This is a genomic window from Shinella sp. OV683 (assembly GCF_057787725.1).
In genome coordinates, this window is record NZ_CM173543.1 from 4,211,725 (window position 1) to 4,230,786 (window position 19,062).

Below are 19,062 nucleotides of genomic sequence, written 5' to 3' on the forward strand. Positions count from 1 at the left end.
TCAGGCTGCGGAGCTTGTAGCAGCGCGCCCACTCTAACTCGTCATATCCTCGCCGGCGGGCTCCGATCACTTTATCGCGAGCGCACGTCTAAGCTGAACCAACTAACGGCCATCATGTGTTATTTATGAGATGGCGACCAGTTCCAACGTGATAAGGAAACAGTTCACCATGTCCTCTACCTTCTCAAAGCTTGCTGCTCTCGCGTCAGCCCTCGTCCTTGTACTGTCCGCCACGGTCTATGCAGCCGGCAATGGCGGCAGCGACTATGGTACGCCTGGGGTTTCGCAGCAGGTCGCAAACGGATGCGCAGTCGGCAGCAATCCTCCGCCAGGCGCAAATTGCACGAACCAGGGTTAGCCCTGAGGTAATCACATATCTGCAGCGGCGGCTCGCCCACGGAGGCAGCCGCCCCAGACTAACCATCAGCTGTGGGCGAAGATGTCGGTTTCTTCCCAGCCCAAGAGATCGAGCTTGGCGCGGGTCGGCAGGAATTCGAAGCACGCCTTGGCGATCTCGACGCGGCCGTCGCGCTCAAGGCGTGCTGTCAGCTTGTCGCGCAATGCATGCAGGTTCAACACGTCGGAGGCCGCATATTCGAGCTGTGCCTGGCTGAGCGTTTCAGCGGCCCAGTCGGACTGCTGCTGCACCTTGGAAATGTCGATCTCCAGCAGTTCCTTGAGATTGTCCTTGAGGCCGTGGCGATCCGTGTAGGTGCGGGTCAGGCGCGAAGCGATCTTGGTGCAGAACACCGGCGATGTGGTGACGCCGAAGGTGTGAAACAGCACCGCGATATCGAAGCGGCCGAAATGGAAGATCTTCTCGCGCGATTGATCGGCGAGCATGGCCACCAGATTGGGCGCTTCGGTCTGGCCCTTGGCGATCTGGATCACGTCGGCCGTGCCATCGCCGGGCGAAAGCTGCACGACACACAGCCGGTCGCGACGGGGAATGAGGCCGAGGGTTTCGGTGTCGATGGCAATGGCGCCGGTGTAACGGAGAGCATCGGTTGGGGAAATGTCGCCCTTGTGCAGGCGGATGGTGCTGGTCATGGGGAATCCTGAAAGTGCAATGGTTGAATGGGCTATAGTCGATATGGCGCGAAATAAAAATAGCGGAGCGGCCTTCACCGCCAACCAGGCGACACTATATTCTGAAGATTGCGAGGTGAACGATGACAGGCAACGGTTTGCGGCTTCCAACACTGGCTGTTGCAGCCCTGCTGGCGGCGGGCGCATTGTCATCTGCAAGCGCCAAGGACGACACGCCCTTCAAGGATCTCCCCGGCGTAAAGGTGCCCGGCCAGATCGACAAACAGGCGCAAGCCAACTGCACATCGGATATCGAAAGGCAGTGGCCGAAAACATGGCGCAACGGCCTGGGCTACCGGGTCTACGAATGCGACAATGACGGCATCGTTGCGAGATCCACGCGACCCCCGAATGAAATCGAGTGGAAGAAGAGCAAGGAATATTACAAGCCGTGGACGTCGGACGGGTTTTGAGCACTGAGATTTAAGACCCCCTCATCCGGCCTTCGGCCACCTTCTCCCCGCTGGGGAGAAGAGGAGGGAGACCATTTCCGGGCTGCTCCCCACTTCATGCCTGACCGTCTTAGGCACGTCGGCTAAAGCAGATATGTCTTCTCCCCAACGGGGAGAAGGTGGCGCGCAGCGCCGGATGAGGGGGGCCTCATCCGTAAAGGCCTAAAACGCCTTGAACGTCATCGTGGTCAGCGATCGCGAAATGTTCTCGATATTCAGGACGTTATTATTGATGAAGTGGCCGATATCCTGCTCTTCGGGAATGTAGAGCTTGATCAGCAGGTCGAACTCGCCGCTGGTCGAATAGATCTCCGAAGCAATCTCGCGCTGATAGACCTGATCGGCGACGTCATAGGCGGTGCCCGGGCGGCATTGAAGCTGGATAAAAACGCATTTCATCGGCGTTTCCTTTCAAATTCTCTGGATCAGAACATGTCGCGCATCGGGTGCGCGCGGTAGGTGCCGAGCACCCTGACTTCGGTCGAGAAGAACTTCAGCTCGTCCATGGCATGCTTGACGTTTTCATCGTCGGGATGACCCTCGATATCGGCATAGAACTGCGTCGCCACGAACTTGCCGCCCAGTTGGTAGCTTTCGAGCTTGGTCATATTGATGTTGTTGGTGGCAAAGCCGCCCATCGCCTTGTAGAGCGCGGCGGGAATGTTGCGGACATTGAACACAAAGGTGGTGACTATCTTCTCATCGGCCGAATGGCGGGCCGGCACGATCCGGTCGCGGGACAGCACGACGAAGCGGGTGACATTGTTTTCGGAATCCTCGACATTCTCCTCGAGGATCTCGAGACCGTAGAGATCGGCGGCAAGACGCGGCGCAAGCGCCGCCATCGAGCGATCCTGCTCCTCCGACACCATCTTGGCGGCACCGGCCGTATCGCCAGCGACGATCGCCTTCCAGCCGTTCATACGCACGATGCGACGGCATTGGCCCAGCGCGTGGATGTGGCTGTGGACGGTGCGGATCTCTTCCTTCTTGACGCCCGGCAGCACCATCAGCTGGAAGCGGATGGGCATGAAATACTCGCCGATGATATGCAGTCGCGACTCGGGCAGCAACAGGTGGATGTCGGCAACGCGGCCGGCCAGCGTGTTCTCAATCGGAATCATGCCGAGGTCGGCATCGCCGCTGTCCACCGCCATCAAAGCGTCCTCGAAGGTGGCGCATGGCAGCGGCGACAGTTCGGGAAACTGGTCGCGGCAGGCCATATCGGAGTTGGCGCCGAAATCACCCTGGAAAGCGATGCGGTTGGTCTTGGTAATCATCGGAGATGCTTTCGCCCTGAATTCGTTATTGTATTTCTATTTTCCGGCAAGGATTGCCCGGGCCTTTTCGAGGTCGGCGGGAGTATCGACGCCCAGCGGCACCGAGTCAACGATTTCAGCGTCGATCCGGAAACCTGCTTCAAGTGCCCTGAGTTGCTCAAGTGACTCGCGCTTTTCCAGCACCGATGGTGCGAGCGACACGAAACGCTCGAGCGCCGCACGACGATAGGCATAGAGGCCGATGTGGTGGTAGAGCGGGCCATTGCCATAGGGCGCGGTGGCGCGGGTGAAATAGAGTGCGCGCAGTCGACTATCGGCGATCGGCGACCCGACGATCTTGACAACGTTCGGATTGGTCTTTTCGTGTTCGTCGGTGATCTCGACGCCAAGAGTGGCGATATCGGTTGCGGCGTTGTCGAGCGGCCTCAGACTGGCACGGATGGTTTCCGGCTCGATGGTCGGCAGATCGCCCTGCACATTGACGATGAATTCGGCGCGGCCATCGGGGTCGGCATGGCCGAGCGCTTCGAAGATTCGGTCCGATCCGGATTGATGGCTGACTTTGGTCATCACCGCCTCAAAACCGGCATTGCGGACGGCATCGAGGATATCCTGATGGTCGACAGCAACGGTCACCCGACCCAGCCCTGATTCGGCGGCGCGCCGCGCAACCTGAACGATCATTGGAACACCTCCAATATCGGCGAGTGGTTTTCCGGGCAAACGGGTGGATGCCATACGGGCAGGAATAAGGATCAAGGTGTTGTCTAAACTCGGATTCGTCATCGAAGGCCCTTCAATTTCCTTAGCAAATAGTGTCAATTGGTCTCACCAAGGAACGGTGGATTGTGGTTGCACTTTAACCCCAAAAGACATAGGTTCCGCGCGATTTCAAGATGGCCCGGAGGGCTTCGGGTGGTAAGGGGAGCTTGAACATATGAATTCTTATATGAATATGGGTGTGGGCGCGTTGCTGGCGACGGTATTCGTGGTCCTATCCGTTTCGATTGCATCGGAAGGTCTTTTCCACTCGGAAAATCCCGAGAAGCCCGGTTTTGAAATCGTTGCTGCAGAACCCACGGATGCCAATACCAGTGCAGAAGCCGCGCCGGTCGAAGTGCCGATTGCCGAACTGATGGCCAAGGCCGATCCGGCCAAGGGCGAAGTGCTCTTCAAGAAATGCATGAGCTGTCATAGCGCCGAGAAAGGCGCGGGCAACAAGGTCGGCCCGAACCTTTATGGCGTCGTAGGCCGTCCGATCGCCCATCTCGCCGATTTTGGCTATTCCACGCCGATCAAGGAATTTTCGCAGGGTGGTAAGGAAGCCTGGAGCTTCGATCATCTCAACCACTTCCTGACGGCGCCGAAGAAGTACATCAAGGGGACCGCGATGGGCTTTGCCGGCGACAAGAAGGACGACGAGCGCGCCAGCATCATCGCCTATCTCAACACCAAGTCGGACAGCCCGCTGCCGCTGCCGGCCAAGTAGTATCTTCTGCCATTGCAGATAAAAAAGCCCGGTTCACCGGGCTTTTTGATTCATGTCCTTAATGGCGGCTGCTATGAATCCCGGTGCCAATAGCCGCCGCCTGGATTGCGGCGAAGGCCTAGATCCTTGAGATCAACGGCACTGAGATTGTTGAGGCTGCGCGCGTTCAGATGACGCTGCCAGACTGTCTTCAGCGTGAATGCGTATGCGTGCCACAGCCGGTCTGCAATGCGTCTTGCACTGGTCGTCTTGCGATGTTGATAGAGCATTTCCGATCTCCTCAAGTACATGCTGAGTGACCCTAGCGCACGGCCATTCGATATCCTGTCAGCAGTGCTCATGCGGGCGAGAGATTTGGGGTTTGATGCTGCCGGAATCTGTCAGGGTGGCTGTGATCGCGGGGTTTACCCGGGCGTTGCCCGCCCCTATCGTGCTGGAGCCGATGCATGGCATTGGCCATCCAAGCATGCGTGAAACACCAGGGAGGACCTGATGCCCAGCAAGATCTCCACCTGCCTTTGGTTCGACGACAAGGGCGCGGACGCCGCCAAACTCTACACGTCGCTGATTCCGAATTCGAGGATCCTTACCAATTTTGGACAGACGCAAGGCGGCGAACCGCTCGTCGTCGATTTCGAACTCGATGGCGTGCCCTATCAGGCGCTGAATGGCGGGCCGCACTTCAAGCCGAGCGAATTCGCCTCGATCGTGGTGCATACCGACGACCAGGCCGAAACCGACCGTCTCTGGAACGCTCTGACTGCCGACGGCGGCGCTGAAAGCCAATGCGGCTGGCTGAAGGACAAGTTCGGCATTTCTTGGCAGATCGTGCCACGGGCGCTGCTCAAGTCGCTGTCCGGACCGGACAAGGCCGGCGCCGGCCGCGCCATGGACGCGATGATGAAGATGAAGAAGATCGATATCGCTGCGATCGAGGCAGCGTATGGAGGGACCTCCTCCGGCGTCAGGCAATAGACTTTAGGTCTTGAGAACGGCTGTGGATGGCAGGGCTGATCTCGATCCGGGCCTAGGGCCTGCGGCGAGATCAGCACCTCTTGCTCCGCTTTAAAGCGTGCCCATGCCACCATCGATCATGATTTCCGCACCGACGGTGAAGGAGGCTTCATCCGATGCGAGAAAAATCACGGCCTTGGCAATTTCCGATGCGTTGCCGAAACGCGCTGCCGGCACCTGAGCCAACACACCAGCCGCCATCGCCTTGGTATCGGCTTCCGAGAGGCCGAGCTTGCCATAGAGCGGCGTCGAGATCGGGCCGGGGCTGACGGCATTCACCCGGATACCGCGGCCGATCAATTCGCCCGACAGTGTACGCGCGAGCGACAGCAGCGCCGCCTTGGTGGCGCCGTAGACGCTCGATGTCGGCATGCCGACATGGGCGTTAACCGACGTGTTGAGCACGATCGAGGCGGGATTGCTCAGGATCGGCAGCAACGCCTGGACCAGGAAATAGGGACCCTTGACGTTGGTGGCGAAAGAACGGTCGAAGCCGGCTTCGTCCCATGCTTCCACCGGACGGAGATCGGCGATACCCGCATTGACGAACAGAATGTCGAGCTTGCCGAAGGCTTTCTCGATGGCATCGGCAACGTTCTTCTGCTCGGCCACATTGCTGGCGTCGGCACGGATTATCAGCACATTGTCGCCGAGCGCGGCACGGGCAGCTTCGATGGTGACGGGATTGGTGCCGGTGATGGCGACGCGCGCGCCTTCGGCGATGAACTGACGGGCCGTTTCAAGGCCGATGCCGCTGGTGCCGCCGGTGATGAGGGCTGTTTTATTTGCAAGGCGTGACATGGTGATATTCCTTTTCTTTCAATCTGTTGTTTCTCTGGCAAAACCCGGCTCGCTCCTGGCTGTTGCCCGCCGGGCCGTTTGCTTGAGGTGAATATGGCTTTTTCTTCTCGTTCGGATTAGTCTGCAAATAATGGAACTGCTTTCCGGGATATCCGAACAATGATGAAGCTGGAAGGCATTGCTGCTTTTGTCGCCACAACTGAATCCGGGTCCATCAGCGAGGCGGCACGCCGGCTGAGGTTATCAAAATCTGTAATCAGCGAAAGGCTGGCGGATCTGGAAAAGACACTCGGTACGACGCTGCTGCACAGGACAACGCGAAAACTGACGCTGACCGAGGATGGCATCGCGTTCCTGGAACGCGCACAACGCATCACCAGGGATGTCGACACAGCGGCAGCCGATCTCGCCGAGCGTCGCGGCGCCATGATCGGGCCGTTGCGGATCTCGGCGCCGGTTACGTTTGGACGGCTGCATCTGGGGCCGGCGCTTTATCCGTTTCTCGCCCGGTATCCCGACATCGAGCTGACGCTCGATCTGGATGATCGCCGGGTGGATGCGAGTTCGGGCGGTTTTGATGCAGTGGTCCGCAATGGGCCGATCCTTGATTCTCGTTTGATGGCCTGGCGGCTGGCACCCAGCCGTCGTGTGCTGGTCGCCTCGCCTGCCTACATCGCGGCCAATGGCTCGCCGACTTCGATCGATGAATTGGCCGGTCATAAAGGCATTTTCTACACCAATCGCGGCGCTGCCGACTGGCGGTTTCCCCGGCCTGCCGGATCAGGTGGCGGCGAAGATGCTGTCGTGGTGCGGGGACGGCTCGGCCTCGGGCTCAACAATGGCGACATGATCCGCGATGCGGCGATTGCCGGGCTCGGCATCGCGCTGCTGCCAATGTTCATCGCCGGGCCAGCGCTGAAGGCGGGCGACTTGCAGCTCGTTGACGTCGGCATGCGGCCGGAAGAGGAATTCATTTTCATCGCCCATCCGGATGGTCGGCACCCCTCGGCAAAACTCCGGGCGCTGGCCGATCACCTGCGATCCGCCTTCGGCTCTCCGCCCTATTGGGACCATGTCCTCTAATGTCGAAGCGCAAGGCCGCCCTATCGTCCAGCAACCTCACATGCTACGTCTCCTAACCAGTGCCGTGCGCGGCGAAAAGGGCGAAGCAAAGGGCGAGCACGATGAGAAAACTCACCGACGAGGGACGTCAGGCCCTGAATGACATCGCCATGCGCTACGGCGTCAGCCTCGACGCTGTCGAGCATCTGCTGATGGCTGTTATCGCCGGGCAGACGACGCAGGCGCAATTCAACCATCCGGATCTCGGCGGCATGGGCCAATGGTCGCAAGGCGGCATGACCATGGTCGGCGACATGTTCAACAATGGGCTGAAGGCTAAAGTCGACGGACTATGCACGGAGCTGGCCGGTCTCGCCCGCAGCGCCCACCTGCATCTGCCGGCACAGCCCAACCAGTCGCAATCGCAATATCAGGGTGGTGGCGTCAGCCTGTTCGTGCCGGGCGGATTTTCCTCGGGCAACTGGTGGCCGGAAGAGCTGGGGCATGCTGCCTCGACCGGTGCCCAGAACGATCTTCGCTATGCCTTCTTTCCCTCGACGCACAGGCTGGCGATCAATATCGGTGGGCGCACCACTGTCTACGACACACGCGATCACCAGATCGGCGGCTTCTCGCAGCAGCAGGGCGGAGACCAGTCGCTGAGCTTCACGTCGCAATATGGGCTGGTGCGCGTTGCAGATCTCGAGATCGTCCAGCCCGGCGAGGCTGAGGCGGAGATGACGAAGGCTGTGGAACCGGAACCGACGACCTTCACGACAAGCGCTGCCATCCATGCCGAACCCGAGCCAATGCAGCCCGCCTCCAAGGCGACCGTTGCGCGCGATGAGGATATCTTCGACAAGATCGAGCGCCTTGCGGCCCTTCATGCCAAGGGAATCCTCACCGACGAAGAATTCAGCACCAAGAAGGCCGACCTGCTCGGTCGACTTTAGGGATATTTGGCGATCTCGACCAGATTGTCGTCGGGGTCGCGAATGTAGACAGAGCGCATTTCTCCGCGTGCGCCGGTGCGATCCACCGGGCCGAGTTCGACCGCGACGCCCTGCGCTGCAAGTCGCCGCATGACTTCATCAGGATCTAGGTCTGTTGTCAGGCAGAAATCCGCTCCGCCCGCCACCGGATTGCGCGCCCGCGGCAGAAGCGGCGCGCCATCCGCCTCATGCAAATTGAATTTCTGCTGGCCAAAAACCAGCGCCACCCTGCCCTCGCCAAAGGTTTGCATTTCCATGCCAAGAACACGCATGTAGAAATCGCAGCTGCGCTCGATGCTCCGGACGGTCAGCACCACGTGGTCCAGGCCGGTGATCATCGGTTACATCTCCGCAAGCGCGCGCCTGACGCTCTCGCGCGCGGACATGCGCTGCATGTGGTCTTTTATGCGCGGCAGAGTATCGATATCGACGCCGTCGCCCTCCAGCCAGCCCGCTATGGTGAAGAGGTAGGGATCTGCCACCGTGTAGTTTTCACCCAGAACCCACGGTCCTTCCAGCATGCCATGCTCGATCAACTCCATCGCCGCAGCCATGGTTTCCGGCACTTTGCGCTTCATATCCGCCAGGGAAATCTCATCATTGGCCCAGCGTGCCCCACGGCGACCATGGGCATGATTCACATGCACGGTAGAGGCAAGGTAGGAATTGAACGCCTGCATTTCTGCAAAGGCGAACGCGTCGTCCAACGGCGCCAACCGCGCATCGGGAAAGGTCTGGGCGATGTAGCTGAGAATCGCGGCCGTCTCGGTCAAAATACCTTTGCCGGTCGACAGCGCCGGCACGCGGCCCTTTGGGTTGATCTTGAGATAGTCAGGGCTCCTCTGCTCCTGCTTGCTGAAATCGACGCGAACAATTTCGTACTCAGCGCCAGCATCCTCAAGCGCGATGCGTGAAGCGAGAGCACAGGTGCCGGGCGCATAGAAGAGTTTCAGCATATTGGCTCCTTGGGAAAATGGTGTTTTGCTGCGCGGATTTATAGCAGAAACATCCGGCCTGTCAGCCAGCCTTCTCATCCCTGATACCGCCAGAGCCTGATCGTATGGCCGCCGCGGGTCCGGCCATCTCGCGCTCAGCCGATATTGGCGCCGAGGCCGGTCATCAGATCCATGAATTCCGGAAAACTGGTGGCGATCATGCGTGCATCATCCACAGTGACCGGGTTTTCAGCCGCAAGGCCCATGACCAGGAAGCTCATAGCGATGCGGTGGTCGAGATGGGTCTTGACCGCCTCGCCCCTGGCATTGCCGAGGCCCCTGCCGCCGGGCACGCCGTGGACGACCAGCGAGGTCTCGCCTTCCTCGCAGGCGACGCCATTGAGCTCCAGCCCACGGGCGACTGCCGCCAGACGGTCGGATTCCTTGACGCGCAGCTCTTCAAGCCCGTCCATGACCGTCTTGCCCTCGGCAAACGAGGCGGCGACAGCCAGCACCGGATATTCGTCGATCATCGACGGCGCGCGATCGGCCGGCACCGAGACACCCTTGAGCTCGGAATACTGGACGCGAAGGTCGGCGACATCCTCGCCGCCGGCGCTGCGGGCATTCATGACCTCGATGCGGGCGCCCATTTCCTGCAATGTCAGGATCAGGCCCGTGCGCGTCGGGTTCATCAGCACGTTGATGATGGTGACGTCGGAGCCCGGCACCAGCAGTGCAGCGACCAGCGGAAACGCGGTCGACGAGGGATCGCCCGGCACGTCGATGACCTGGCCGGTGAGCTTGCCCCGGCCTTCCAGCCGGATGGTGCGGATGCCAGCGGCATCGGTATCGACCGTGAGATTGGCGCCAAAACCCTGCAGCATCTTTTCGGTATGGTCGCGGGTCATGATCGGCTCGATGACCGTGGTGATGCCGGGCGTGTTGAGGCCAGCCAGCAGCACGGCGGACTTGACCTGGGCCGAGGCCATCGGCACGCGGTAGGTGATCGGGTTTGGCGTCTTCGGTCCGCGCAGCGTCGCCGGCAGCTTGTCACCAGCCGCAGCCTCGACCTGCACGCCCATCTCGCGTAGCGGGTTCAGCACGCGGCCCATCGGGCGCGAGGACAGCGAGGCATCGCCGACGAAGGTCGAGGCGAAGTCATAGACGCCCACCAGGCCCATCGTCAGGCGGCAGCCGGTGCCGGCATTGCCGAAGTCGAGAGGCGCCTCAGGTGCCAAGAGCGCGCCATTGCCGGTGCCTTGGATAATCCAGGTGTCACCGACCTTTTCGATTTTTGCGCCCATGGCCGACATGGCACGGCCGGTATTGATGACATCCTCGCCTTCGAGCAGGCCGGTGATGCGCGTCTCGCCGGCAGCCAGGCCACCGAACATGAAGGAGCGATGCGAGATCGACTTGTCGCCGGGGATGCGCACGGTGCCCTTGAGATTTTCGGATTTTCTGGCGGTTGCCGGCGCCGGAGTGCCACTATGCGACATGGAAAAGGCCCTTCGAGAGACTGCGTTCAGTTGGCATCGGGAGCGCTGACAGACATCCCCCTCGTCCGATTGGCCGCTCGTTAACACAAAGACTTTTCGAGGTCATCAGGATTAGTCGCGTTTAATGCAACTTCTCAAAACACTGACTTTGTGAAAGCTTTTTGCCGAAGTCCCTGTTATCCAATAGTTGCCTCAGATTTCAGATCGCCTATGACCTTCCGACAGCTCCTGAGAATCGCTGGAAAAGTTGCATTTGTTGCAACTCCCGCCGCAGTGCGAACTTAGGCTTTGACAGAGCCGGTCAACATCGCTAAGGGGCTTGCTCTGATTTTCATCATCGGCCGGTTGTCCGGCCCGCCGCCTCTGACACATCGGACGGCTTATCAATCAAGAGGTCTTTGAAGTGGCAAAAACTGAACTTGGCACAAAACGCATCGATCCGGAAACGGGCAAGAAATTCTACGATCTGAACAAGGATCCGGTCGTGTCGCCCTATACGGGCAAGTCCTATCCGCTGTCCTTCTTCGAAGAGACCTCTGCCGCCAAGGTCATGGAAAAGGCCCAGGAAGAGGAAGAAGTGCCGGAAGTCGATACCGAAAGCACCGAAGTCGAGCTGGTCTCGCTGGAGGAAGCCGACGACGAAGCAGCCGGCGGCGAGGACATCCCGGATCTGGGCGATGACGAGGTCGATATCGGCGATGACGACGACGACACGTTCCTCGAGCAGGACGAAGACGAAGATGACGACGATATGGCCGACCTGATCGGCGTACCGGGCGACGAAGACGAAGTCTGATCCATTCCCGCTCCGGCCAGATGAGCAACCGCTCAAAAAAATCTGGCCGGATCGAATTTCCTGCTTGCCATTGTCAATAAGCAGAAGTAAGTACCCGCCACCGACGCCAACCAAGCGCGGTGACCACCACCCGGAAACGGGACGGATGGGGCTATAGCTCAGCTGGGAGAGCGCTTGCATGGCATGCAAGAGGTCAGCGGTTCGATCCCGCTTAGCTCCACCAAATTTTCCAGCGACGAACCAGTTATTTTGAGCCTCTCGAAAGAGACGCGACATTTCCGTGGGTTAGCGGCGTGTCTGGCTATCTGAGTGGCCACTTTCCAGCTTGTCTCTCCGTTTTTCTGGCTTTTCAGGCCTCAGTCTCTGTCGCGCCATTTCCGCGACCACTTGTTTTGCCGGGGTCGATAGCAAAGAGCGCCGAAGCAGGGTCGGCGCTCTTCAACGTATGAATCTTAGAGTGAGATATCCGGGAGTCGTGCGACAGCTTATATGCCTAGCGCCTGGGCCTGATCCACCCAGGCCGGCGGAATGTCGATGAGACGCGACAACGTCCTCGCAGTGAGATCGACGGGCTGACGACCGGTCAGGATCGCTTCGGTGATAGCTGGCGACAAACACGCCAGCGGCAGAATGCGGCTGATATCGGCACGATGCACCGACAGCTCAGTTGCCAGTTCGGCAATCGAGGACACCGAACCATCGGTCAGCCGATTGAGATAGTGATGGGCTCTTGCGATCAGATCGACAAGCATGGGGGCCGGTTCTCGTCCGGCGGCTCCATTGATCACGATGCGCGATTCAATGCCCCGCCGCTTGATCGCCATCGGCCGCTCGATCATGACGATCTCAGCATCCAGGTGTTCGGATGGGGATCCTTCGTCGGCCATTGCCGGTAAGCCGATGGCCGACAGCAGATGTCGAATCAGTGCATGACGGCGTATAGAGAATCGAATGCCAGTCGACGACAGCGTGATGCGTTCGAACAGTGTTTGCAGGATCTGCTTCTGACCTATGGCGCTCACGTCATCTCTCAACGCTTGCACCATGTCCGATGCCGCCGTCAAACCACGCTCGATCTCACCGGCGGGGATGTAATGTTCGAGCCACTCCGAGAGCCTCGGACGATCGTGCAACACCTCTCTTGCCTGTTGCAGGACGATCGACTCAAGTTCATTTGCGGATAATCGCCAGCCGCTTTTCTCGCCTCTCCCGGCATCACGAAGACGACTGGAGATATAGTAGCGATATCGCTTGCCGTGATTGTGCGCGTGGTTCGGCGCAAGCCGATCTCCCGTCTCGTCGAACACCAATCCGATCAATGGATGGACGTCGAGAATGTTGGTTCGGCTGCGCCTCTCCGGTGCCTTATCAGCCAGAAGCGTGTGGACCTCTCGGAAGACCTCGGGCGCAACGATGCCTTGATGTTCTCCATCGTAGATCTTGTCTCGATGCCGGAGTTTGCCGATGTAGATGGGATTGGCCAGCACGTGCCGTAGGTGACCGCGGCTCATGGGTTTGTGGGGCGGCGATCCTGCGGCTTGCGCTCCCTGCCCGGTTGGCACCTTCGCACGAGCGTTGATCTCCCTGGCGAGATCGCTGACCGAGCGGAGTTGGAGATATCGGTCAAACAGATACCGAACATGATTGGCGGCCACCTCATCGATCAGCAGCTTCCGATTTTCGAGACGATAGCCGAGCGGGATGCGACCGCCCATGAACATTCCCTTCTGCTTTGAGGCGGCGATCTTGTCGCGAATACGTTCGGCCGTCACCTCGCGTTCGAATTGGGCAAAGGACAACAGCACATTGAGGGTCAGCCGCCCCATCGACGTCGTGGTATTGAACTGCTGCGTCACGGAGACGAACGACACGGCATGTCCGTCGAACACGTCTACCAGCTTGGCGAAGTCCGTCAGCGACCGGGTGAGACGGTCGATCTTATAGACGACCACCACATCGATCTTGCCATCCTTGATGCGCTGAAGCAGTCGCTGGATGCTCGGCCGCTCCAGCGTGCCACCCGATATCCCGCCATCGTCATAATATTCCGGGACCAATCGCCATCCAAGACTGGCCTGCGAGGCGATATAGGCCGCACAGGCTTCACGTTGGGCATCCAGCGAATTGAAGGTTTGATCGAGCCCCTCTTCGCTTGATTTGCGGGTGTAGATCGCACAGCGGAGTTTCTTGTTCTCGCTCATAGGCCGAAGAACCTCGGACCGGACCAATGGGTGCCTGTGATCCTGAAGGCGATAGCGCTCAGTGAGCGATAGGTCTTGCCATCCATGACGAAGCCTTGCGTGACCACTTCCACGACATAGCGTCGGCCATTCCATTCCCGGATCAGCCGAGAGCCGGGCAGTGGAGTTGTGTGGAGCGGAGGCGAGCGGCGTGCTTTAGCGGTTGGTGACGTATCCTCGCCCTGTGTGGCCCCATTCGATACCCCAGCAATAAAAGCAGGCGCATCTTCACCGGCAGTCCTCGACTTTTGTGAAACGCGCTTCACAGCGGCCTTAAGGAGGCGTTTGCCGGCCAGAGACAGTCCACCGATCTGCTTCTCCTGAAGATGATACGCGGCGGCGCGCAACAGTTGAGGCTGTCGCATTCCCAGCGGCGGAGCGACGCCATACTGCTTGAGCCACAGATCCGTCAGTGCCGATCGGGATAGGTCGCCAAGTGCGGCGACCCTGTCTACAATTGTTACCCGCGCCATCAGCCCACCACGCTGTCAGTTAGAGGATCAACAGCGTCGGTGGTCGACGGCAGGCCAAGTAGTACCGTAGCGTCGATTGGGGGAGAACCCTCTGCACCGGCAACAGACGGGATTCGGTAGCGTCGGTCGCCACCGACGGGGATGTCACTGATCAGATTGAGGCCAAGCTTCTTGCGCACCGTGCCGGAGAGGAAGCCACGGACCGAATGCCGTTGCCAAGACGTTGCTGACATGAGATCTGCGAGGCTCGCGCCATCGGGTTGCCTCAGCAGATGAAGCACCGTGTCGCTTTTGGTCGTCGCCTCGGGCACAACCGCTGTCTCCGAAGCCTGGCGATAAGGGGTCTCGCCGATTTGTTGAGCAGGGCCAGCCTGCTCCCCATTGTCGGCTCCCACGCTGCGTCGCGCAGCGTGCCGCAGTCGGCTCTTAGTCGGTTCGACAGGCGCAGACACCGCAGCATTCCTTTCCGACCTTACGTGCCCTTGCGGTGTATCGCCCCTCTCCCCAACAATACGGCTGCGGACTGTTTTTCCGATATCTGTAATGATCGACATATGCGTCTCCGTCGCGAACAAGGTGCTGGCCAATCCAGCACCTGTACTGACGGAAGCCCGCGATTGCGGGCGTGATGCATTCGGACCACGTTGTTGGCCCGCCTTGACAGCAATGCTCGTCCGGCTCAGGAAGTCCAGTCGATAAAGATAATTTGGGAGATTGCCGCGCGAAGCGGCAGGTCACATTGGTTGCATTGCGGGCGCTGCCGACGGATCTGTTGTGATTAAGCAGTGAAGATTGCCCTCTTTCTGCGCGGAAGAATGACCCCGTTTAGTACCGATTAACATGCTGTTCAATCTGCATATTCTTCGTTGTGGCCAAGGGTCAACGTTCGGCGCCCATGGTGGGGTCAAACGCCACGCCGAAACACACCTCTCGCGGGGTATTCCACGCTCGAGGCAGAGATTGGACGAAAATCGGCATTGGTTCTGGAACTCCAGTCTCTTCCCCGAGACGACCGTTTATGGCGCCTACAGCTCGTGGATAAGACTCCTGGAGGTTTTGGCATTTGGGGTCGCGGTATGCGCGAATGGATTGCTGAGCAAACTTTCGAGATGACAGCTGAAGCCGGATAATCGTTCAAATTCCGGGTCTGGTACGTGACTTGGTGTCCGACCCGTCAACACGTCGCAGTCTCGACCCGATCTATCTCGGGGCGCGCTATTTCAGAATAGTCGCGACGTCCAATCGACCAGTGCCGAGCTGCCCAGAAACGAGCGTCGCATAGTTTCCTACCGGCAATTTGCCGTTTTGCATATTTTGTTCTGACCGCTCCCACGAATAGAAGGGTCCAGTTTTGAGCTTCGTCTTCCCGCGGCGCGACCATATAGCAGCTTCGTATTTCGCATTTGCCCGGATGCTAGCGTCCTTTGACGCGCTCGCGAGTGCTTGTAACATTTCCACCGCCAACTCACTTGTCGCAGAGAAATATGGTCGACCGAGCTTACGCGCTTGCACCAAGGTGTCGAGGCAGCGCTTATCAAGCTCGACTGAGGCCTTGTCGGCGTTCGCAGCAGTTAGCCATGCCCAAACGACGTACCCATCGCTGATGGGATCGAATTGATGCCACGGCCACGGGTCCTTACCAGGGAGCCGAGGTGCGGCGCCGCCCCTGATATCAGCAAGGGCCCACGAAAGACCGGTCCAAGGATCGTCATCAGACTTTGTACGGCGATCTGATTGAAAACCGGAGATTTTCTCCAGGCCGCCAGAAAAGGACCCGAGCGAACCAGCCAGCACCAACGAAAGAGTTGGATCCGGCACGACCAGGTGTAAACCGAGCTCCGGCCCAAAGCCGGATGTTACCACTGGAACTTCTACGATAAGGCCCGCCTCGAACAGCGGCAGGTTGACTTGCCAGACATGGTCCCCCTCGACACTAACGCTCAAACGGAGCCGTTCTTTAGGTCGAAATGCTAGTTCGCCAAAGTCGACTATGATCTGGTTGCCGTCTTGACGGGCCTGGAGACCTTCTATTCGCTCAAATGCGCGCCAGCCGCCTCGTTGCCCCGAGGTGAGATCGATCGAGAGACCAATCGAGAAACGTTTTTCCAACCTTGATGTCAGGGGCGTCAAGGCTCCCGAGAATCGCTTCGCAGCAAACTCAATCAAATAAGGGGATACGATTGGTACGCGATCTTCATCGATCTCGCCCAGCGTAGCCGATGCTGTCCGGAATGACTGATAGGCTTGAACGCGGCTGGGTCGGAAATTTGAGGCAACGGATGTCGCCTTCGGCCTCTCACCGAGCTCCACGACAACGGGATCCACGCTACCGCTAGCGATATTGATTTTTGTTGTCGATATCGCCCCGGTCGTGAGATCTTCCGCATAGCACAGAAACGTCCCGGCAGGCAGTTGCGTCTCCGCCACCCCGTCCTTGTTGCTGAGAAGATCCGCTCCGCCTGTATTGCGTTCCGTGGCTACCAGCCGGTAGTGGTGCGGTACCTGAGAGGGGCCAAATATGCGGACGTTATGAACATCATCCTTGCCCGTCATTCCACGAGCTCCACGATCTGTGCCGGTGGCGTCGCTGTGAAGACCTGATCTTGGTAGACAGGATTTCCCCCTGCAAATTGCGCTGACGTTGTGTAGCGTGCAAAGTCAGGATCGACACGGAACCTCCATGCCAACTCGGCATCATTCTTCGTGAGAACACGCCCGTTGCCATCGTTGGCGGTCACCGACATCGCGGCCAGGATATGATTTTCAACCGCCGTGCGGACAACCACCGGGATCTGAGGCTGGGGGACTCTCAATAATCCGACATCCCGGTTAAATTGCGTGAGAGACTCCGTTTGCAGATCAATATTATTCAGTGCTGCATTTGCAATACGACCTAAGGTGAAGAGGATCTGTTGTCCGGTCACCACCCAACCGTCGGTATTGGAAAATTCGACGCTCGCACCTTTCAATCCCTCGATCAAGGCTTGTGTGAAAAACGGCGGCGCCCCGTCGGTTGGCGCCCATGCGCTTGTGCCAAGCCGCGAACCGGCAAGCGAAACCGAACTTGTCCTGCGCCGCGTCATTTGGGTTATATCGGGAGTGATGAGAGCTGGACTTTGAGCTCCATTGATCTGCTGAAAGATTGCAGGAATAACCTCTTGGCAGGCATCAAGAAAGACCCAGCAACCGTCCGCCAGTAACGTCGGCAACGCTGAAGCCAGCTGCGTTATGTTGATGGATTGCGCCCAAGGTCTATGATTGATCGAACGAATATCTTCCAACACCGCGACCGCAGTGGTGTCGCTATCCGTCACGCCATGCGACGCCATGTAGAAAAACATGTGATCGCCTGGGCGACATCGACCGATCCAGCGATCGCCGGCAGTGTGATAATTCGCGTCGGTGGCCGGCTCAACGATATCGTCTGCGCGAGGATCGTGGTCAACTACACCCAAGCCCAGCGTGTCCTGGTCAGCGGCTTGAGCTGGATCCGACAGCAGCATTTCGATCGAACCGAGCGGGGCGATCAAGCTGTCGGCATGATCTAGCAGAAATCGTGCCATGGCGCGGGCGCCGGCGGCAGTCGCGACCCTGTCGGCGGCGCCATTTGGACTGAGACTTGGGAAGCGACCGCACCCGATGATGAATGCGTGGGTTCGCGGGGCGTCTCCTTGCCGAAGATAAACTGTCGTCACGGTGCAAGCCCAATGTTTTTCAGCCGAGCATTCAAGCGTGCGTAGAACATTGTGCTGGAAAAATAAGCACCATGAGCATCGAGAACGCCCGCGATCGTATCGACTGAGAAATCCTCGGTGTCTTGAAAGATAGGTTTGGTCACGAAGGATAGGACGTCCATCTTGTCGAAGGCGTTCCACCAAGTCTTGACCGCTTTCGGCCTTGGCACAGGTTTAGTCTGCCCTGAGAACTCGGCTGAGCTTGCGTCGTAAAGCTTCATCTCTTCGAAAAGCGCAACCTGAGAGCCGACGGTGAGGAGGAGATCGACCTCGAACTTCGAGCCAATGGCCTCAGAAAGTTTCTTGACTGTTTCGTCACTCGACAGCAGATCATAAAGGATAACACCTCCCATACTGTGCCCGATGAGCACCAAAGGCTCGCCTGCCTTTCTCTCTCTACCAGCAGCAATAATGGCCTCGGAAACAATCTGACGGATTCTCGTACGAGCGTCGTCCTGGCGCAGATACCGGAAGACATCGCCGATAAATATCGCAAGACTCGGCGTGATTTTCTCCCGACCGGCGCGCGCAAACGGGCTGTTGACAAGATTTGAAGCACCGCCCTTCAGTTTGTCAGCCGCTTCTTTCACCTTGTCGAGGAATCCCAGACCTTGAACTGCGGCGCCGGCCTCGACTTCTTTCCTAAGCCGATCGCAGAATTCTGCATCGTGATTGACCGTCGCGAGCCAGGCAGGCTTTGGCTGAACCGCAGCGTATTTGGCGGCTGTCATCCAGAAGACCTCCTGGTCCTGAGAGAGCGGATTTGTCGGATCCGAAAGGGCCGTGACGGAAAGCGCGCCGACCACTGCCGCGAAATCGGTTCGCGCAGCCTCGAGGATTTCGGAACCGTTTCCCGCTGGCGCCAACGCTGCGCCGATACCCAAAGCCTGGTACGCGGTGTCGAATTTCGGGACGGAAGCAAGCTTCCATTGAGGGTCGGCACCAAACTCACCCCAGTAGGGATTGCTGATTTTGAAATCTGCCGACGAAAATCCTAGGTCCTTAAACCGGCGATCACGCGCAGCGACGTTCGCGTCGAAGCCAGCGTCCGTTTTTCTGTTGGCAACGCCGTGAACAAATACTACCTGCACCAATTTCATCCTCCCTTGATATCGCGCAGTTAAACTTGAAAGCGTGTGGCTGGCAAGTCACAACACGTATAAGTTATGAACTTCCGATTCCTATTTGCGAAAATGTCTGGCA

The 19,062-nt window shown here is 58.7% G+C and carries 21 protein-coding genes and 1 tRNA gene; 7 read left to right on the top strand and 15 right to left on the bottom strand.

The annotated features are described in order from the left end of the window. Positions 1-423: 423 nt before the first annotated feature. Positions 424-1,050, bottom strand: a complete 627-nt coding sequence (locus ACXHRN_RS20395) for a ribonuclease D (RefSeq protein WP_488638128.1) — start codon at positions 1,048-1,050, stop codon at positions 424-426. 122 nt (positions 1,051-1,172) lie between these two features. On the opposite strand from ACXHRN_RS20395, the gene ACXHRN_RS20400 reads away from it, so the two are divergent. Further along, the gene (locus ACXHRN_RS20400) at positions 1,173-1,502 is read left to right on the top strand and encodes a hypothetical protein (protein ID WP_488638129.1); all 330 of its coding nucleotides are present in this window, start codon (positions 1,173-1,175) and stop codon (positions 1,500-1,502) included. Positions 1,503-1,703: 201 nt separating this feature from the next. Here ACXHRN_RS20400 and ACXHRN_RS20405 read toward each other — a convergent pair whose 3' ends face one another. From ACXHRN_RS20405 to ACXHRN_RS20415, 3 genes are read right to left on the bottom strand one after another with little or no spacing between them, the layout of a single operon-like run. Further along, positions 1,704-1,940 carry an Lrp/AsnC ligand binding domain-containing protein gene (locus tag ACXHRN_RS20405; protein ID WP_488638130.1) on the bottom strand — a complete coding sequence of 79 codons (237 nt, stop codon included), beginning with the start codon at positions 1,938-1,940 and terminating at the stop codon, positions 1,704-1,706. A 26-nt stretch (positions 1,941-1,966) separates the two neighbouring features. Beyond that, positions 1,967-2,821 carry a prephenate dehydratase gene (locus ACXHRN_RS20410; protein WP_488638131.1) on the bottom strand — a complete coding sequence of 285 codons (855 nt, stop codon included), beginning with the start codon at positions 2,819-2,821 and terminating at the stop codon, positions 1,967-1,969. A 36-nt stretch (positions 2,822-2,857) separates the two neighbouring features. Beyond that, complete coding sequence (locus ACXHRN_RS20415; protein WP_488638132.1) at positions 2,858-3,607, bottom strand: 3-deoxy-manno-octulosonate cytidylyltransferase; 750 nt, start codon at positions 3,605-3,607, stop codon at positions 2,858-2,860. A 151-nt stretch (positions 3,608-3,758) separates the two neighbouring features. Here ACXHRN_RS20415 and ACXHRN_RS20420 point away from each other — a divergent pair, with 151 nt between their 5' ends. Beyond that, positions 3,759-4,310 carry a c-type cytochrome gene (locus tag ACXHRN_RS20420; protein ID WP_488638133.1) on the top strand — a complete coding sequence of 184 codons (552 nt, stop codon included), beginning with the start codon at positions 3,759-3,761 and terminating at the stop codon, positions 4,308-4,310. Positions 4,311-4,381: 71 nt separating this feature from the next. On the opposite strand, the gene ACXHRN_RS20425 is transcribed toward ACXHRN_RS20420, so the two are convergent. Beyond that, complete coding sequence (locus ACXHRN_RS20425; RefSeq protein ID WP_488638134.1) at positions 4,382-4,579, bottom strand: hypothetical protein; 198 nt, start codon at positions 4,577-4,579, stop codon at positions 4,382-4,384. 223 nt (positions 4,580-4,802) lie between these two features. Between ACXHRN_RS20425 and ACXHRN_RS20430 the strand changes: the two genes are divergently transcribed. Next, positions 4,803-5,285 carry a VOC family protein gene (locus tag ACXHRN_RS20430; RefSeq protein ID WP_488638135.1) on the top strand — a complete coding sequence of 161 codons (483 nt, stop codon included), beginning with the start codon at positions 4,803-4,805 and terminating at the stop codon, positions 5,283-5,285. Between the two features lie 90 nt (positions 5,286-5,375). On the opposite strand, the gene ACXHRN_RS20435 is transcribed toward ACXHRN_RS20430, so the two are convergent. Further along, a complete protein-coding gene (locus tag ACXHRN_RS20435) occupies positions 5,376-6,125 on the bottom strand; it encodes an SDR family oxidoreductase (RefSeq protein WP_488638136.1) in 750 nt (249 codons plus the stop codon). Positions 6,126-6,284: 159 nt separating this feature from the next. Between ACXHRN_RS20435 and ACXHRN_RS20440 the strand changes: the two genes are divergently transcribed. Both ACXHRN_RS20440 and ACXHRN_RS20445 read left to right on the top strand, forming a co-directional pair. Continuing rightward, positions 6,285-7,208, top strand: a complete 924-nt coding sequence (locus ACXHRN_RS20440; RefSeq protein ID WP_488638137.1) for a LysR family transcriptional regulator — start codon at positions 6,285-6,287, stop codon at positions 7,206-7,208. 101 nt (positions 7,209-7,309) lie between these two features. Next, on the top strand, positions 7,310-8,140 hold the full coding sequence (locus tag ACXHRN_RS20445; RefSeq protein ID WP_488638138.1) for an SHOCT domain-containing protein: 831 nt from the start codon (positions 7,310-7,312) through the stop codon (positions 8,138-8,140). Here ACXHRN_RS20445 and ACXHRN_RS20450 read toward each other — a convergent pair. The 3 genes from ACXHRN_RS20450 to aroA form a co-directional block, all read right to left on the bottom strand. Beyond that, positions 8,137-8,517, bottom strand: a complete 381-nt coding sequence (locus ACXHRN_RS20450; RefSeq protein WP_488638139.1) for a VOC family protein — start codon at positions 8,515-8,517, stop codon at positions 8,137-8,139. The genes ACXHRN_RS20445 and ACXHRN_RS20450 overlap by 4 nt on opposite strands. Positions 8,518-8,520: 3 nt before the next feature. Further along, positions 8,521-9,135 (bottom strand): glutathione S-transferase family protein, encoded by a 615-nt coding sequence (locus tag ACXHRN_RS20455; protein WP_488638140.1) that lies wholly within the window; start codon positions 9,133-9,135, stop codon positions 8,521-8,523. Between the two features lie 134 nt (positions 9,136-9,269). Further along, complete coding sequence (gene aroA, locus ACXHRN_RS20460) at positions 9,270-10,616, bottom strand: 3-phosphoshikimate 1-carboxyvinyltransferase (RefSeq protein WP_488638141.1); 1,347 nt, start codon at positions 10,614-10,616, stop codon at positions 9,270-9,272. 403 nt (positions 10,617-11,019) lie between these two features. On the opposite strand from aroA, the gene ACXHRN_RS20465 reads away from it, so the two are divergent. Continuing rightward, entirely contained in the window at positions 11,020-11,412 is a 393-nt protein-coding gene (locus ACXHRN_RS20465) for a TIGR02300 family protein (RefSeq protein ID WP_488638142.1), read from the top strand. Between the two features lie 147 nt (positions 11,413-11,559). Beyond that, positions 11,560-11,635, top strand: a tRNA-Ala gene (locus ACXHRN_RS20470). Positions 11,636-11,897: 262 nt separating this feature from the next. On the opposite strand, the gene ACXHRN_RS20475 is transcribed toward ACXHRN_RS20470, so the two are convergent. The 6 genes from ACXHRN_RS20475 to ACXHRN_RS20500 all read right to left on the bottom strand — a co-directional run bounded on the left by ACXHRN_RS20475 (position 11,898) and on the right by ACXHRN_RS20500 (position 18,953). Then, on the bottom strand, positions 11,898-13,613 hold the full coding sequence (locus tag ACXHRN_RS20475) for a recombinase family protein (RefSeq protein WP_488641961.1): 1,716 nt from the start codon (positions 13,611-13,613) through the stop codon (positions 11,898-11,900). Continuing rightward, complete coding sequence (locus ACXHRN_RS20480) at positions 13,610-14,125, bottom strand: DUF2924 domain-containing protein (RefSeq protein ID WP_488638143.1); 516 nt, start codon at positions 14,123-14,125, stop codon at positions 13,610-13,612. The genes ACXHRN_RS20475 and ACXHRN_RS20480 overlap by 4 nt, the downstream gene beginning before the upstream one ends. Continuing rightward, positions 14,125-14,679 carry a DUF3489 domain-containing protein gene (locus ACXHRN_RS20485; protein WP_488638144.1) on the bottom strand — a complete coding sequence of 185 codons (555 nt, stop codon included), beginning with the start codon at positions 14,677-14,679 and terminating at the stop codon, positions 14,125-14,127. Before ACXHRN_RS20485 ends, ACXHRN_RS20480 begins: the two co-directional genes overlap by 1 nt. Before the next feature lie 661 nt (positions 14,680-15,340). After that, the gene (locus ACXHRN_RS20490) at positions 15,341-16,678 is read right to left on the bottom strand and encodes a hypothetical protein (protein ID WP_488638145.1); all 1,338 of its coding nucleotides are present in this window, start codon (positions 16,676-16,678) and stop codon (positions 15,341-15,343) included. After that, positions 16,675-17,820: a caspase family protein gene (locus ACXHRN_RS20495; RefSeq protein ID WP_488638146.1), complete on the bottom strand. Its 1,146-nt coding sequence runs from the start codon at positions 17,818-17,820 to the stop codon at positions 16,675-16,677. The genes ACXHRN_RS20490 and ACXHRN_RS20495 overlap by 4 nt, the downstream gene beginning before the upstream one ends. Next, entirely contained in the window at positions 17,817-18,953 is a 1,137-nt protein-coding gene (locus tag ACXHRN_RS20500; RefSeq protein ID WP_488638147.1) for a hypothetical protein, read from the bottom strand. Before ACXHRN_RS20500 ends, ACXHRN_RS20495 begins: the two co-directional genes overlap by 4 nt. Positions 18,954-19,062 lie beyond the last annotated feature (109 nt).